11 protein-coding genes are annotated in these 15134 nt (G+C 77.0%); 3 read left to right on the top strand and 8 right to left on the bottom strand.

Annotation, left to right across the window (positions count from 1 at the left end; translation table 11 throughout):
• Positions 1-133: 133 nt before the first annotated feature.
• From ACRYMN_RS08425 to ACRYMN_RS08415, 3 genes are all read right to left on the bottom strand, one after another.
• The gene (locus tag ACRYMN_RS08425; protein ID WP_432493935.1) at positions 134-991 is read right to left on the bottom strand and encodes a sucrase ferredoxin; all 858 of its coding nucleotides are present in this window, start codon (positions 989-991) and stop codon (positions 134-136) included.
• A 92-nt stretch (positions 992-1083) separates the two neighbouring features.
• Positions 1084-2364: a cupin domain-containing protein gene (locus tag ACRYMN_RS08420; protein WP_432493933.1), complete on the bottom strand. Its 1281-nt coding sequence runs from the start codon at positions 2362-2364 to the stop codon at positions 1084-1086.
• Between the two features lies 1 nt (position 2365).
• Positions 2366-2599 carry a hypothetical protein gene (locus ACRYMN_RS08415; RefSeq protein ID WP_432493931.1) on the bottom strand — a complete coding sequence of 78 codons (234 nt, stop codon included), beginning with the start codon at positions 2597-2599 and terminating at the stop codon, positions 2366-2368.
• Positions 2600-2658: 59 nt separating this feature from the next.
• Here ACRYMN_RS08415 and ACRYMN_RS08410 point away from each other — a divergent pair, with 59 nt between their 5' ends.
• Positions 2659-3621, top strand: a complete 963-nt coding sequence (locus ACRYMN_RS08410) for an asparaginase domain-containing protein (RefSeq protein WP_432493929.1) — start codon at positions 2659-2661, stop codon at positions 3619-3621.
• A gap of 99 nt (positions 3622-3720) precedes the next feature.
• Here the strand turns inward: ACRYMN_RS08410 and ilvC are convergent, their stop codons facing one another.
• The 4 genes from ilvC to ilvD form a co-directional block, all read right to left on the bottom strand.
• Complete coding sequence (gene ilvC, locus ACRYMN_RS08405) at positions 3721-4749, bottom strand: ketol-acid reductoisomerase (RefSeq protein ID WP_432493927.1); 1029 nt, start codon at positions 4747-4749, stop codon at positions 3721-3723.
• A 59-nt stretch (positions 4750-4808) separates the two neighbouring features.
• Positions 4809-5321 (bottom strand): acetolactate synthase small subunit, encoded by a 513-nt coding sequence (gene ilvN, locus ACRYMN_RS08400; RefSeq protein WP_432493925.1) that lies wholly within the window; start codon positions 5319-5321, stop codon positions 4809-4811.
• Positions 5321-7225 (bottom strand): acetolactate synthase large subunit, encoded by a 1905-nt coding sequence (locus ACRYMN_RS08395; RefSeq protein ID WP_432493923.1) that lies wholly within the window; start codon positions 7223-7225, stop codon positions 5321-5323. The genes ilvN and ACRYMN_RS08395 overlap by 1 nt, the downstream gene beginning before the upstream one ends.
• 313 nt (positions 7226-7538) lie before the next feature.
• Complete coding sequence (gene ilvD / locus ACRYMN_RS08390) at positions 7539-9257, bottom strand: dihydroxy-acid dehydratase (RefSeq protein ID WP_432493921.1); 1719 nt, start codon at positions 9255-9257, stop codon at positions 7539-7541.
• Positions 9258-9412: 155 nt separating this feature from the next.
• Between ilvD and ACRYMN_RS08385 the strand changes: the two genes are divergently transcribed.
• Positions 9413-10450 (top strand): Gfo/Idh/MocA family protein, encoded by a 1038-nt coding sequence (locus tag ACRYMN_RS08385; protein WP_432493919.1) that lies wholly within the window; start codon positions 9413-9415, stop codon positions 10448-10450.
• A 35-nt stretch (positions 10451-10485) separates the two neighbouring features.
• On the opposite strand, the gene ACRYMN_RS08380 is transcribed toward ACRYMN_RS08385, so the two are convergent.
• Positions 10486-10662 carry a hypothetical protein gene (locus ACRYMN_RS08380; RefSeq protein ID WP_432493917.1) on the bottom strand — a complete coding sequence of 59 codons (177 nt, stop codon included), beginning with the start codon at positions 10660-10662 and terminating at the stop codon, positions 10486-10488.
• Positions 10663-10902: 240 nt separating this feature from the next.
• Here ACRYMN_RS08380 and ACRYMN_RS08375 point away from each other — a divergent pair, with 240 nt between their 5' ends.
• On the top strand, positions 10903-15060 hold the full coding sequence (locus ACRYMN_RS08375) for a bifunctional nitrate reductase/sulfite reductase flavoprotein subunit alpha (RefSeq protein ID WP_432493915.1): 4158 nt from the start codon (positions 10903-10905) through the stop codon (positions 15058-15060).
• Positions 15061-15134: the final 74 nt, after the last annotated feature.

The raw sequence follows: 15134 nt of genomic DNA, 5'->3' as shown, positions 1-15134 counted from the left end.
CCCCCCCCCCCCCCCCCCCCCCCCCCCCCCCCCCCCCCCCCCCCCCCCCCCCCCCCCCCCCCCCCCCCCCCCCCCCCCCCCCCCCCCCCCCCCCCCCCCCCCCCCCCCCCCCCCCCCCCCCCCCGCCGCACCCTCAGCGGCGCAGCTCCTCCAGCTCCCAGGTGCGCGCCGACTGCTCCGTGCCCGCCGAGCACGTCAGGCGCTGCGCCGGGGCGCGCCCGGCGCGCAGGTCCACCTCCAGCGGGGTCCCGCCGGCGTCGAAGCGCACCCGCCAGCGCTCGGGCCCCGCGGGGCCGTCGGGCTCGGGCGACCCGGAGGACCGGGAGGGCTCGGCGGGCAGCCGCTCGGCCCGCAGCGGCGTGAAGGCGTCCAGGCGGTCCTCGCCCAGCAGCAGGCGGACGTGCCCCTCGGCGGCCTGCACCACCACGGCGTCGCCGCAGCGGCCGCGCAGCCTGTCCGGCAGCACCCGCCCGGCGCGCACGGCGGCCAGCAGCGCGGGCGCGTCGTCGGGGGCCAGGTGGCCGTGCACCGCGCCGCCGGGCAGCGCCAGCACGGTGGGGGCGAAGCGGTCGCCGCCCAGGTGCGAGCACTCCCAGACCACCTCGGCGTCCAGGGCGGCCAGCGCGGTGACGACGGGGCGCCCGCGCACCGCGCAGCACCAGTCCTTGCGCCCGTGGGTGCACACCAGCAGCAGCGGCCCGGGCGCCTCCTCCCAGCCGTGGGGGTCGGCCGCCGCCCGCGCGAGGTCCTCCACCGGGGCGCGGCGCGTCAGCAGCCGGGTGCGCCCGCGCCGGCAGTCGGCCAGGAACACGCGCCGCTCGCCGGCCGGGTCGCGCCCGGCGGCGTCCGGGCGGCGCACCAGCAGCAGCTTCACGCCGCGCGCGGCGGCCGCGGCGCCCAGCGCGGCGGTCAGCTCCGCGCCCAGCCGCGAGGCCGGCACCGCGCCCGGCCCCCACGGGCCGGGCTCCTCCACGAGCAGGTAGCCGCGCACCGGCGTGGCGGTGCCCAGCAGCTGGTCGCGGTCCTCCTGCGCCCGGGCGGCGCAGGAGAACCGCTCGAGGACCGCGCCCGCCCCGCCAGCGCTCAGGCCGGCCCCGCGGGCAGCAGCACGTGCTCGCGCAGGAGGCGGCGCAGCACGACGACGGCGTCCTCGACGTCGACGCCGGTCCCGGCGTCGGCCAGCTCCTGCGCGGACGTGACCGGCGCGGCCAGCGCGTGCTCCAGCGCGGGGCGCACCCACGCCGGGAAGGCCACGCGCCGGTCGGCGAGCACCAGCTCCACGCGCTCACCGGCGTCGGCGAGCCGGCTCGTCAGCCCGCGCCGGGGGCGCAGCGGGGTCGCGGGCGCCAGCGAGCGCGCCGTGGCGTCCTGCGCCAGCGCGCCGACCGGCTCGGCGGGCACGGCGCGCTCGCGCCGGCGCTGCACCAGCCGTCGCACGGCGGCGTCGTCCAGGCCGTCCAGCCAGCGCGCGGCGGCGGCGCGGAAGGCGTCGACGTCGAGCTCGTGCCCGGGCAGCGGCAGCGCCCGGCGCAGCGCGACGTCCTCGCGCCCGGCGCCGGCGACGGCGTCGGAGAGCACGTCGGCCCACGTGGTGGCCAGCAGCCCGACGGTCAGGTGCACCGAGCGCTCGTCGGTGGTGCGCGCCGAGTGCAGCCAGCCGCGCGGCAGGTACAGCGCGTCGCCGGGCTCCAGGACGGTGTCGATGACGGGTTCGCGCCCGCCGACGGGGTCGGCGCCCAGCGCCTTGGACGGCTGCGACTTCAGCGGCAGCTCCACCGCCGGCGGGTGGATCGTCCAGTGCTTGCGCCCGTCGACCTGCAGCACGACCACGTCGTGGGTGTCGTGGTGGGGCGTGAACCCCTGCGCGCCGGGCGGGGTGACGTAGACGTTGACCTGGCACTGGTGGCCCAGCTCACCGGCCAGGTCGGCGCAGAAGGCGGCCAGCGGCGGCCACGTGCGGTGCAGCGCCTGCAGCACGATCGTGGCGCCGTCGGCGAAGGAGCGGGCGACGCCGTCGCTGTCGGGCAGGTCGGACAGCTGCTGGTTGCCGGCGACGGCGCTGCGGGTGAAGGCGCTGCGCGGCAGGCCCACGCCGTCCTTGACCATCGTGAAGAACGGGGTGCGCAGCGCGCGCGGGCCCAGCAGCTCGTCCACGTCGGCGGTGGAGAGCAGGTCGTCGAAGTCCGCGCGCCCGCCCTGGGCGGAGCGCTGCGCGGCCCGCACCAGCAGCGGGCGGGTGTTCCAGTGCTCGGTGGCGATGGAGTCGGCCGCCGCACCGAAGGCGCGCCGGAGCGCGGGGGCGGCCGCACCCGCCGCCGCCCCCGGGACGGGGGCGGCGGCGGGACGGGACGGAGCCAGCGTCACATCAGCTCCCGGCGGGGTCGGAACCGGCCGGGTCCGAGCCGGCGGGGTCGACCTGGGTGGAGTCGCTGTCGCCGGAGTCGGCGTCGCCGCCCTCGCCGCCGGCGGGGTCCACGCCGGCCGGGTCCGAGCCGGCCGGGTCCACCTGGGTCGAGTCGCTGTCGCCGGAGTCGGCGTCGCCGCCGCCACCGGCGCCGAGCGGGGTGGTGGTGATGTCGTCGTCGCTGAGGTTGCTCATGGGCGGGAGCCTCCCACTCCGCCCCGCGGCCCGCACGCCCGGCCGGGCATCCTGTCCGCGTGCTGCCCGAACACCCCGCCGGAGTCCTCCTCGCCGTCGTCACCACCGGCGGCACGATCGCCGCCACGCGCGGCGGCGACGGCGCCCTGGTGCCCTCGCTGGGGCCGTCGGAGCTGCTGGCGGACCTGCTCGCCGGGGCCGTGCCGGGCGTGCGGGTGCGCGCCGCGGAGGCCCTGCGCGCGGACTCCTCGACGCTGTCGCTGGCCGACGCCGCCCGGGTGCGCGCGGCGGTGGCGCGGGCGCTGGCCGACCCGGCGGTGGCCGGGGCGGTGGTGCTGCACGGCACCGACTCGATGGAGGAGAGCGCCTACCTGCTCGACCTGCACCACGACGACGAGCGCCCCGTGGTGCTCACCGGTGCCCAGCGCGCCGCCGACGCCGCCGAGCCCGACGGGCCGGGCAACGTCGTCCTCGCCGCCCGCACGGCGCTGGACCCCGCCTCGCGCGGGCGCGGGGTGCTGGTCGCCTTCGGCGGCCGGGTGCACCGGGCCGCGGGGCTGTCCAAGCGGCACACCGAGGACCTCGACGCGTTCTCCTCCCCCGCGCCGCCGCTGCCGCGCCCGGACCCGCTGCCCTGGACGGGCCGGCCGTGGCCGCGCGTGGACGTCGTGGCCGTCGTGCCCGGCGGCGACGCGGTGCTGCTGGACGCCGCGGTGGCCGCCGGCGCGCGCGGGGTGGTGCTGCAGGCGCTGGGCTCGGGCAACGCCGGCGCGGACGTGGTGGCGGGGGTGCGCCGCTGCACCGCCGCGGGCGTGGCCGTGGTGGTCACCACGCGCGTGCCCGAGGGGCCGGTGAGCGCCGGGTACGGCGGCGGGGGCGGCGGGCACGACCTCGCCGCGGCCGGTGCGGTCGGCGCCGGGCGGCTGCGCGCGGGGCAGGCGCGGGTGCTGCTGGCGAGCCTGCTGCGCGGCGACGCCCTCGGCGCCGGGGACGTGGCCGCGCAGTTCGCCGCGCGCGGCTAGCCGCACCGCGCCCGGTGCGCGAGGGGGCGCAGCGCCCGGTGCGCGCGAGGGCCCCGCACCGGGGTCGGTGCGGGGCCCTCGCGCGGCGGGTCGCCGGCGTCAGCGCGCGGCGGTGCCCTCGACGTAGTCGGAGTCGTCCGACTTCACCCACGCCATGAGCTTGCGCAGCTCGCGGCCGGTCTTCTCGATGGGGTGCTGCTCGGCCTCGGCGCGCAGGCGCTTGAACTCCGGCGCGCCGGCGTCCTGGTCCTCGATGAAGCGGCGCGCGAAGGTGCCGTCCTGGATGTCCGCCAGGACCTCGCGCATGCGCTCCTTGACGGAGGCGTCGATGACGCGCGGGCCGGAGACGTAGTCGCCCCACTCGGCGGTGTCCGACACGCTCCAGCGCTGCTTGGCGATGCCGCCCTCGTACATGAGGTCGACGATGAGCTTGAGCTCGTGCAGGCACTCGAAGTAGGCCACCTCCGGCTGGTAGCCGGCCTCGGTGAGGACCTCGAAACCGGTCTGCACCAGCGCCGAGGCGCCGCCGCACAGGACGGCCTGCTCGCCGAAGAGGTCGGTCTCGGTCTCCTCGGTGAAGGTCGTCTTGATGCCGCCGGCGCGCAGGCCGCCGATCGCCTTGGCGTAGGCCAGGGCCAGGTCCCACGCGTTCCCCGTGGCGTCCTGCTCCACGGCGACGATGACGGGCACGCCGCGCCCGTCGACGTACTCGCGGCGCACCAGGTGGCCCGGGCCCTTGGGGGCGACCATGACGACGTCGACGTCGGCGGGGGGCTTGATGTAGCCGAAGCGGATGTTGAAGCCGTGGCTGAAGAACAGCGCCTTGCCGGCGGTGAGGTTCGGCTCGATCGCCTCGGCGTACAGGCCGCGCTGCAGGTGGTCCGGCACCAGGACCATGATCACGTCGGCGGCCTTCGCGGCCTCGAACGGGGTGGTGACGGCCAGGCCCTGCTCCTCCGCCTTGGCGCGGCTCTTCGAGCCCTCCTTCAGGCCGACGACGACGTCGACCCCGGAGTCGCGCAGGGACAGCGCGTGGGCGTGGCCCTGGCTGCCGAAGCCGATGACCGCGACCTTCTTCCCGGTGATCTTGGACAGGTCGGCGTCGTCGTCGTAGAACATCTCGGCCACGGGGGCTTCTCCTCGGTCGTCTCGGGTGGTGCGGGTGGTGCGGCGGGTCGGCCGGCGCGTCAGGCGGAGCGCAGGGCGCGGTCGGAGATGGCCCGGCCGCCGCGCGCGAGCGCGACGGAGCCGGACTGCACGAGCTCGCGGATGCCGAAGGGCTCCAGCACCCGCAGCAGGGCGGCGAGCTTGTCGGGGCTGCCGGTGGCCTCGACGGTGACCGCGTCCGGGGAGACGTCGACGACGTGGGCGCGGAAGAGCGCCACGGTGTCGACGACCTCGCCGCGGGCGGCGGCGTCGGCGCGCACCTTCACCAGCAGCAGCTCGCGCTGCACCGACGCCTCGTCCTCCAGCTCCACGATCTTCAGCACGTTCACCAGCTTGTTCAGCTGCTTGGTGACCTGCTCCAGCGGCTGCGACTCCACGTCGACGACGATGGTCATCCGGGAGATCTCGCTGCGCTCGGTCGGCCCGACCGTCAGGGAGCTGATGTTGAAGTTCCTGCGCGCGAACAGCGAGGTGACGCGCATCAGGACGCCGGGCCGGTTCTCGACCAGGACGGACAGGGTGTGCCGGCTCATCAGGAGACCACCTCGTGCGCGCGCGGGTCGTCGCTGGAGACGCCGTCGCTGTCGACCTCGCGGTCCCACTCGGGCGAGAGGCCGCGCGCGTACTGGATCTCGTCGTTGCTCACGCCGGCGGCGACCATCGGCCAGACCATCGCGTCGCGGTGCACGCGGAAGTCGATGACCACGGGCACGTCGTCGATCGCCATCGCCTTCTCGATGACGGCGTCGACGTCCTCGGGGCGCTCGCAGCGCAGCCCGACGCAGCCGTAGGCGTCGGCGAGCTTGACGAAGTCGGGCACCGGCGCGGAGTGCGTGCTGTGGGCGCCGGAGTTCAGGTCGGTGTTGGAGTAGCGCTCGGAGTAGAAGAGCGTCTGCCACTGCCGGACCATGCCCAGGCTGGAGTTGTTGATGACGGCCACCTTCACGGGGATGCCGTTGAGGGTGCAGGTGGCCAGCTCCTGGTTGGTCATCTGGAAGCAGCCGTCGCCGTCGATGGCCCACACCACCGCGTCGGGGCGGCCCACCTTCGCGCCCATGGCCGCCGGCACCGCGTAGCCCATGGTGCCCAGGCCGCCGGAGTTCAGCCAGGTGCGCGGGTTCTCGTACTTGACGAACTGCGCGGACCACATCTGGTGCTGGCCCACGCCGGAGACGTAGACGGCCTCGGGGCCGGCGATGGCGCCGATGCGGGAGATGACGAACTGCGGCGAGAGGCTGCCGTCCTCGGCGTCGGCGTACCCCAGCGGGTACGTCTCGCGCCAGGCGTCGGTCTGGGCCCTCCAGGCGCCGATGTCGGCGCGGTGCCCGGCCTCGAACTCCGCGGCGACCGCGGCGGTCAGCTCGGCCAGGACCAGCTTGGCGTCGCCGACGATCGGCACGTCCACCGCGCGGTTCTTGCCGATCTCGGCCGGGTCGATGTCGGCGTGCACGACCTTCGCACCGGGCGCGAACGTGGACAGCTCACCGGTGACGCGGTCGTCGAAGCGCGCGCCGAGGGCGACGAGCAGGTCGGCCTTCTGCAGCGCGGCGACGGCGGCGACGGTGCCGTGCATGCCGGGCATGCCCAGGTTCGTCGGGTGCGAGTCGGGCAGCGCGCCGCGGGCCATGAGGGTGGTCACGGCCGGGATGCCGGTGAGGTCGGCCAGGGCGATCAGCTCGGGCGAGGCGTCGGCCTTGACCACGCCGCCGCCGACGTAGAGCACCGGGCGCTCGGCGGCGGCGATGAGGCGGGCGGCCTCCTTGACCTGCTTGCCGTGCGGGCGCACCACCGGGCGGTAGCCGGGCAGGTCCACCGAGCGCGGCCACTCGAACGAGGTGCGCGCCTGCAGGGCGGACTTGGCGACGTCCACCAGCACCGGGCCGGGGCGGCCGGTGGCCGCGAGGTGGAACGCCTCGGCGATCACACGGGGGATGTCGGCCGGGTCGGTCACCAGGTAGTTGTGCTTGGTGATCGGGATGGTGATCCCGGCGATGTCCGCCTCCTGGAAGGCGTCGGTGCCGATGGCCGCCGCGCCCACCTGGCCGGTGATGGCCACCATCGGCACGGAGTCCATGTTGGCGTCCGCGATGGGCGTGACGAGGTTGGTCGCGCCGGGGCCGGAGGTGGCCATGCACACGCCCACCTTGCCGGTGGCCACGGCGTAGCCCTCCGCGGCGTGCCCGGCGCCCTGCTCGTGGCGCACGAGGATGTGCCGCACGTGCGGGGAGTCCATCAGCGGGTCGTAGGCGGGCAGGATCGCCCCGCCGGGGATGCCGAAGACGACCTCCACGCCCACCGCCTCCAGCGAGCGCACCAGGCTCTGCGCGCCGGTGAGCGAGGCGACGGGGAGCGTGGGGTCCAGCGGCAGCCCGCCGGGACCCCGCTCGAGGGTCGGCTGGCTGCTGGTCGGCGTGGCGCTGAGCGGCTCGTGGGCCATCTCGGAGTCCTCCTCGGGCGGTGCGGCTGGGCTGTCGTCGGGCGCGACCGGCCGCTCGGTGCGCCGGACGCGAAAAGACCCCTGCCCCGCGAGGGGGGCGAGGGGTCGCGCGCTCGGCGGGTCGATCGTCGTCGACCTCAGCGGGCGCGCTGTCCGATGGCTACGAGGAACCGCATGGCGACCACGGTAGTCGCCCCCGCGGGCACTGTCAGCCGAGGGCGCGCCCTGTCTCACATCGTGGACACGAGGTCCAGCTGGTGGACAGGGCGTGCCGCGGGGCGACGTCCGGCGCCCGGGGCCCGACGCCCGGGGCTCAGAAGCAGACGGCGCCCAGGGAGGCGGACTGCACCTGCTTGGCGTACTTGGCCAGCACGCCGCGCGTGAAGACCGGCGGCAGCGGCTGCCAGCCCCGCCGGCGCGCCTCGAGCTCGGCGTCGTCGACGAGGACCTCCAGCGTCTTGGCCCCCACGTCCAGGCGGATCCGGTCGCCGTCGCGCACCAGGGCGATGGGCCCGCCGTCGACGGCCTCGGGCGCCACGTGCCCCACGCACAGGCCCGTGGTGCCCCCGGAGAAGCGCCCGTCGGTCATCAGCAGCACGTCCTTGCCCAGGCCGGCGCCCTTGATCGCGCCGGTGATGGCGAGCATCTCGCGCATGCCGGGACCGCCCTTGGGCCCCTCGTAGCGGATCACCACGACGTCGCCGGCGCCGATGGTGCCGTCCTCCAGCGCGTCCAGCGCGGCGCGCTCGCGCTCGAAGACGCGCGCGGTGCCCTCGAAGACGTCCGAGTCGAAGCCGGCGCTCTTGACGACCGCGCCGCCGGGGGCGAGGTTGCCCGAGAGGATCGTGATGCCGCCGGTGCGGTGGATGGGGTCGTCCAGCGAGCGCAGCACCACCCCGTCGACGTCCGGCGGGGCGATCTGGGCGAGGTTCTCGGCCATCGTGCGGCCCGTCACCGTCAGCGTGTCGCCGTGCAGCAGCCCGGCGTCGAGCAGGGCGCGCATGACGACGGGGATGCCGCCGATGCGGTCCACGTCGACCATGACGTGCCGGCCGAAGGGCTTCAGGTCGCCCAGGTGCGGCACCCGCCCGGCGATGCGGTCGAAGTCGGCCAGCGTCAGGTCCACCTCGGCCTCGTAGGCGATGGCCAGCAGGTGCAGCACGGCGTTGGTGGAGCCGCCCAGCGCCATGACGACGGAGATGGCGTTCTCGAACGCCTCCTTCGTCAGCACCTGCCGGGCGGTGATGCCCTTGGCCAGCAGGTTCACCACGGCCTCGCCGGAGCGGCGCGCGAAGCCGTCGCGGCGGCGGTCGGTGGCCGGCGGGGCCGCGCTGCCCGGCAGCGACATGCCCAGCGCCTCGGCCGCGGCGGCCATGGTGTTGGCGGTGTACATCCCGCCGCACGCGCCCTCGCCCGGGCAGATCGCCCGCTCGATGGTGTCGACGTCCTCGCGCGACATCAGCCCGCGCGCGCACGCCCCGACCGCCTCGAAGGCGTCGATGAGGGTGACCTCGTGCTCGCTGCCGTCGGACAGCTTCGCGCGGCCGGGCAGGATCGTGCCGGCGTAGAGGAAGACGCTGGCCAGGTCCAGGCGGGCGGCGGCCATGAGCATCCCCGGCAGCGACTTGTCGCAGCCGGCCAGCAGCACCGAGCCGTCCAGGCGCTCGGCGCTCATCACGGTCTCCACCGAGTCGGCGATGACCTCGCGGCTGACCAGCGAGTAGTGCATGCCCTCGTGACCCATGGAGATGCCGTCGGAGACGGAGATCGTGCCGAACTCCAGCGGGAAGCCGTGCGCGGCGTGCACGCCGTCCTTGACCGCCTTGGCCAGGCGGTCCAGCGGGAGGTTGCAGGGGGTGATCTCGTTCCAGCTGGAGGCCACGCCGATCTGCGGCTTGGCCCAGTCGTCGTCGCCCATGCCGACGGCGCGGAGCATGCCGCGCGAGGCGGTGGCCTCCAGGCCGTCGGTCACCTGCCGGCTGCGGGGCTTGAGGTCGACGCCGGGCGCTGCGGCGGGGGTGTCCTGGCTCACGGCGGGAGTCTAGGTGCCGCCGCGCGCCGCCACCCGCGGGCGCGCGCCGAGCGGGGCGGCGGGCGGGGGGCGCGTTGACCGCCCGCTCGGCGCCTCCCTAGGCTCGCCGCGCGCCGAGGACGTCCCCGGTGCCCCCGACCCGTTGAGGAGCACCCGTGGCGCCCGCCGCCCCCCTGCGCTGGGCCGTGCTCGGCCCCGGCGCCATCGCCCGCCGCTTCGCCTCCCAGCTGCCCGCCTCCGGCGCCGGCGCGATCGAGGCGGTGGGCAGCTCCGACGCCGCGCGCGCCCGGGCGTTCGCCGACGAGGCCGCCCCCGGGGCGCGCACCGGCACCCACGCCGAGGTGCTGGCCGACCCGGACGTCGACGCCGTCTACGTCGCCACCGTGCACACCACCCACGCCGCCCTGGCGACGGCCGCCCTGGCCGCGGGCAAGCACGTGCTGTGCGAGAAGCCGCTGACGCCCACCCTGGCCGCCACGACGGCGCTCGTCGAGGCGGCCCGCGGCGCCGGGCGGGTGCTGGTCGAGGCGTACATGTACGCCTTCCACCCGCAGCAGCGCGCCCTGCTGGAGCTGGTGCGCTCCAGCGCGCTGGGCGAGGTGCTGCACGTGGACGCGAGCTTCTCCTTCGCCGCCGCCTCCCCCACCGGGCGCCTGTTCGACCCGGCCCTGGCCGGCGGGGGGATCCTCGACGTGGGCGGCTACCCGGTGACCATGGCGCGCGCCGTGGCCGGCGCGGCCCTGGGGCGCCCGGCGCGCCTGACCTCGCTGCGCGGCGGCGGCACCGTCGGCGCCACCGGCGTGGACGAGCGGGCGGTGGCCGTCCTGGGGTTCGACGGCGGCGTGAGCGCCACCGTGCGCACCGGCGTGCGCCTGGAGGAGCCGCAGGCGGTCTCGGTGCACGGCACCGCCGGCTCGGTGCACCTGCCCGACCCGTGGGTGCTCGGCGGGGGCAGCGAGCTGGTGGTGCGCCGCGTCGGCGAGGCCGAGCAGGTGCTGCACCCCGGCGACGGCGCTGACCTGCCGTACGCGGCCGAGGCCGCGGCGCTGGCGCGGCTGGCCGAGCGCGCCCGCGCCGGCGAGGACGTCTCCGCGGGCGCGGCCGAGCACTCCCTGGACGACGCCCTGGCCACCGCCGACGTGCTGGAGCGCTGGCGCGCCGCGGTGGGCGTGCGCTACCCGTTCGAGGACTGAGCCGCCGCCCGGGCGGCGGGGGCGTCGGCGGCGGGTCAGCGGCGGGTCAGGCCCAGCTCGCGCAGGGGGGCCTTGACGTCCTCGGCCCGCCAGCCCAGCCGGCCCCCGCTCCACCGCGGCGCCGGCAGCAGCCGGCGGCCGACGAGCTGGTGCAGGGTGGCCACGTCCACGTCGTAGCGGTGGCTGACCTGCAGCAGGGTGAGCTCGTCCATCGGTGCCTCTCCTCGCCCCGGGGCGCGGGCCCGGGCGTGCCTGACCGCCGGCCGGGCGGCCGGCGGGTGTGCGGGACGCCTGGCGCGGTGCGCGTCGCAGGCGGTGCCCAGGGTAGCGCCGCGCGGGCAGCGCTCCGGCGCGCTCGCCTCTCGCCGCGGTCCCGGGGCTGTGAGGGCACCGCACCCGCGGCGTGACGGCCGGGAAACGACCGCGAAACACGCGTCCGCTCTCCTGGGCCCATGGCGCCCGAGACCACCACCGACGCCTCCCCCGCCCCCGCCGGCGGCGCGGGCACCGCGGTGCGCAGCGCGTGCTCGTACTGCGGCGTCGGCTGCGGCGTGGTGCTGCAGGTGCGCACCGACCCGGCCACCGGCCGGCGCGTGCTCGCCGGCGTCAGCGGGGACCGCGAGCACCCGGCCAACGCCGGGCGGCTGTGCACCAAGGGCGCCACGAGCGCGGACTTCATGCGCGCCGGCGGCCGCCTGGAGCGCGCCCACGTGCGCCCCGAGCGCGGCGCGGCGCCGGTGGCCGCCGACCTGGACGAGGTGATCGCCTCGACCGCGCGGCGCCTGCGCGCGGTCGTCGACGAGCACGGTCCGGACGCGGTCGCCTTCTACCTGTCCGGGCAGATGTCGCTGGAGGCCCAGTACCTGGCCACCAAGCTCGCCAAGGGGTACCTGCGCACCCGCTACGTGGAGTCGAACTCGCGGCTGTGCATGGCCAGCGCCGGCACCGGCTACAAGACGTCCCTGGGCGCCGACGGCCCGCCCGGCTCGTACGACGACCTCGACCACGCCGACGTCTTCCTCGTGACCGGCGCCAACATGGCCGACTGCCACCCGATCCTCTTCCTGCGCGTGGCCGACCGGCTGCGGGCCGGGGCCAAGCTGATCGTGGTGGACCCGCGCCGCACCGCCACGGCCGAGCGCGCCGACCTCTTCCTGCAGGTCCGCCCGGGCAGCGACATCGCCCTGCTCAACGGCCTGCTGCACCTGATCGTGCAGGCTGGCCACGTCGACCGGGAGTTCGTCGAGCGGTACACCGACGGCTGGGACGCGCTGGAGGAGCTGCTGGCCGACTACTCCCCCGCGGCGGTGTGCGCGCTCACCGGCGTGGCCGAGGAGGACCTGCGCACCGCGGCGCGCTGGATCGGCGAGGCGGGGAACTGGGTCTCGTGCTGGACGATGGGGCTGAACCAGAGCACCCACGGCACGTGGAGCACCAACGCGCTGTGCAACCTGCACCTGGCCACCGGCGCCATCGGCCGGCGCGGCAGCGGCCCGCTCTCCCTGACCGGTCAGCCCAACGCCATGGGCGGGCGCGAGGTGGGCTACATGGGCCCGGGGCTGCCCGGGCAGCGCTCGGTGCTCGTGGAGGCCGACCGGGCGTTCGTCGAGGACGTGTGGGGCGTGCCGCGCGGCACGATCCGCGAGGACGTGTGCTCCGGCACGATCGACATGTTCGAGCGCACGGCCGCCGGGGAGATCAAGGCCTGCTGGATCGTGTGCACGAACCCGGTCGCCTCCGTGGCCAACCGCAGCACGGTGGTGGACGCCCTGCGCGCCGCCGAGCTCGTCATCTGCCAGGACGTCTTCGCCGAGACGGAGACCACCGCGTACGCGGACGTGCTGCTGCCGGCGGCGCTGTGGGCGGAGTCGACGTACGTCACCGTGAACTCCGAGCGCACGCTGACGCTGCTGCCGCAGGCCGTGGACGCCCCCGGCGACGCCCTGCCCGACTGGCAGCTCATCGCGCGCGTGGCCACCGCGCTCGGGTACGGCGAGGCCTTCGACTACGCCTCCTCCGAGGAGGTGTTCGACGAGGTCCGCCGCTTCGCCAACCCGCAGACCGGCTACGACCTGCGCGGCATCGACTACGCCAAGCTGCGCCGCGGTCCGGCGCAGTGGCCCAGCGCGCCCGGCGACGAGGGGCACCGCAACCCGGTGCGCTACCGCGAGGGCGACGGGTTCCGCTTCCCCACCGCGAACGGGCGCGCGCAGTTCCACGCCCGCCCGCACGTGGAGCCCGCCGAGGCGCCCGACGACGAGCACCCGTTCCTGCTGAGCACGGGCCGCACGCAGCACCAGTGGCACACCACCACCAAGACCGGCAAGGTCGCCAAGCTCAACAAGCTGGACCCCGGGCCGTTCCTGGAGCTGCACCCCGACGACGCGCGGGCGCTGGGGGCCGCCGACGGCGACGAGGTGGAGGTGCTCTCCCGGCGCGGGCGCGCCGTGCTGCCCGCGCGCGTCAGCGACCGGGTGCGGCCCGGGAACTGCTTCGCGCCGTTCCACTGGAGCGACGCGCACGGCGAGGACCTGGCCGTCAACGCCCTCACCAGCGACGCGGTGGACCCGGTCTCCTTCCAGCCGGAGCTGAAGGTCGCCGCGGTGCGCCTGACCCGGGTCGGGCCCGCGCGCGCGGCGCGCGGCGCCGAGCCGGCGGCGGGGGCGGCCGAGGCGGCGCCGCTGGGTGCGGCGGCGGCGCCGCACCTGGACGCCGTGCAGCGCGCCTACGTCGAGGGCCTGCTGTGGGGGCGGCGGCAGGAGGGCGTGACGGGGGTGCCCGTGCTGCCGCCGGCCGCGCCGTTCGACGCGCCCACCCGCGCGTGGGTCGACGGGGTGCTGGCCGGGATGTTCTCGCGCTCCCCCGACGCCGCGGCACCACCCGCCCCGGCGGAGCCGGCCGGGGAGCAGGTGGCGGTGCTGTGGGCCTCGCAGACCGGCAACGCCGAGGAGCACGCGGCCGAGCTCGCCGAGCGCCTGCGCGCGCAGGCGCACGCGGTGGACCTGCTGGAGATGGACGCCGCCGACCCCGCGGCGCTGGCGTCGGCCGGCACCGTGCTGATGGTCACCAGCACCTTCGGCGACGGCGACGCCCCCGACAACGGCGCGGCGCTGTGGTCGGCCCTGGCCGCCCCCGACGCCCCGCGCCTGCCCGGCACCCGCTTCGCCGTCCTCGCGTTCGGCGACTCCAGCTACGGCGACTTCTGCGGGCACGGGCGCCGGCTGGACGCGCGGCTGGAGGAGCTGGGCGGCACGCGGCTGGCCGAGCGGGCCGACTGCGAACCCGGCGACCGGGCCACCGCGCAGGCCTGGGTGGGGGCGGTCCTCGAGCGCCTGGCACCGGCGGCCACCGGCGCGGTGCCGGCCCCGCGCGACGGCGGCGCGGGCGTCCGCGCGCTCACCGGAGCACCCGCCGCACCGCCCGCCGCACCGCCCGCCGCACCGCCCGCCGCACCGCCCGCCGCACCGCCCGCCGCGCCCCGCCCGGCGCAGCGCGGCACGCGCGCGGCCCCGGTGCCGGCGCCGCTGGTGCGCGCCGAGCGGCTCACCGGCGAGGGCTCCTCCAAGGACGTGCGCCGCTTCGGCTTCGCGCTCGGCGAGGGCGTGACCTACCGCGCCGGGGACGCCCTGGGCGTGTGGCCCACCAACGCCGAGGAGGACGTGCGCGAGTTCCTGCACGCCACCGGCCTGCGGGGCGACGGCACGGTGCGCCTGGACGGGGCCGGGGAGACGAGCTGGCACGAGGCGGCGCTGCGGCACCTGGACCTGCGCCGCGCCGGGCCGGAGCTGCTGCGCCTGGTCGCCGAGCGCACCCGCGGCGCCGGCCCGGACGGGCTGCTGCGCCCCGAGCGCTCGGCGGAGCTGCGCGCCTGGCTGCGCGGGCGCTCGGTGGCCGACGTGCTGGCGCGCTTCCCCGCCCGCGCCGACGGGCAGGAGTGGCAGGCGGTGCTCAAGCGGCTGCAGCCGCGGCAGTACTCCATCTCCTCCTCGCCGCTGGTGGACCCGCACGAGGTGCAGCTGACCGTGAACGTCGTGCGCTGGGAGCTCGACGGGCGCGCCCGCGGCGGGCTGTGCTCGACGTTCCTGGCCGACCGCTGCACGCCCGGCGCGCCGGTGCCGGTGTTCGTGCAGCCCACGGCGTCCTTCCTGCCGCCCACCGACCCGGACGTGCCGGTGGTCATGGTCGGCCCGGGCACGGGCGTGGCGCCGTTCCGCGCGTTCCTGCACGAGCGCCGGGCCCTGGGGCACACCGGGCGCAACTGGCTCTTCTTCGGCGAGCGCCGCTCGGCCACGGACTACTACTACCGCGAGGAGCTGGAGGCGATGCGCGAGGACGGCTTCCTGACCCGCCTCTCGCTGGCGTTCAGCCGCGACCAGGAGCAGAAGGTGTACGTGCAGGACCGCATGCTCCAGCACGGCGAGCAGCTGTGGGCCTGGCTGCAGGAGGGCGCCCGGCTGTACGTGTGCGGGGACGCCTCGCGCATGGCCCGGGACGTCGACGCCGCCCTGCGGCGCGTGGCCGAGGTGCACGGCGGCCTGGACGAGCAGGGGGCCGCCGACCACGTCAAGCAGCTCGCGGGCGAGGGCCGCTACGTGCGCGACGTGTACTGAGACGTGCGCCGTGCCGCGCTTCGGCGGGCGCGTCCGGCGCCCCCCTGGGCCCTCTCAGGGCCGCGGCGGGCAGG

This window comes from Kineococcus gypseus (assembly GCF_050871305.1).
In the GTDB taxonomy this organism is placed as follows: Bacteria; Actinomycetota; Actinomycetes; order Actinomycetales; family Kineococcaceae; genus Kineococcus; species Kineococcus gypseus.
The sequence above is the reverse complement of the archived record's forward strand: the minus strand, read 5'-3'. Positions and strand labels throughout refer to the sequence as shown.

What these genes read in the sequence shown, in the direction of transcription:
- ACRYMN_RS08415 (WP_432493931.1), bottom strand. Translation starts at nt 2,599, where the DNA reads ATGAGCAACCTCAGCGACGACGACATCACCACCACCCCGCTCGGCGCC.
- ilvN (WP_432493925.1), bottom strand. Translation starts at nt 5,321, where the DNA reads ATGAGCCGGCACACCCTGTCCGTCCTGGTCGAGAACCGGCCCGGCGTC.
- ACRYMN_RS08395 (WP_432493923.1), bottom strand. Translation starts at nt 7,225, where the DNA reads ATGGCCCACGAGCCGCTCAGCGCCACGCCGACCAGCAGCCAGCCGACC.
- ACRYMN_RS08380 (WP_432493917.1), bottom strand. Translation starts at nt 10,662, where the DNA reads ATGGACGAGCTCACCCTGCTGCAGGTCAGCCACCGCTACGACGTGGAC.
- ACRYMN_RS08375 (WP_432493915.1), top strand. Translation starts at nt 10,903, where the DNA reads ATGGCGCCCGAGACCACCACCGACGCCTCCCCCGCCCCCGCCGGCGGC.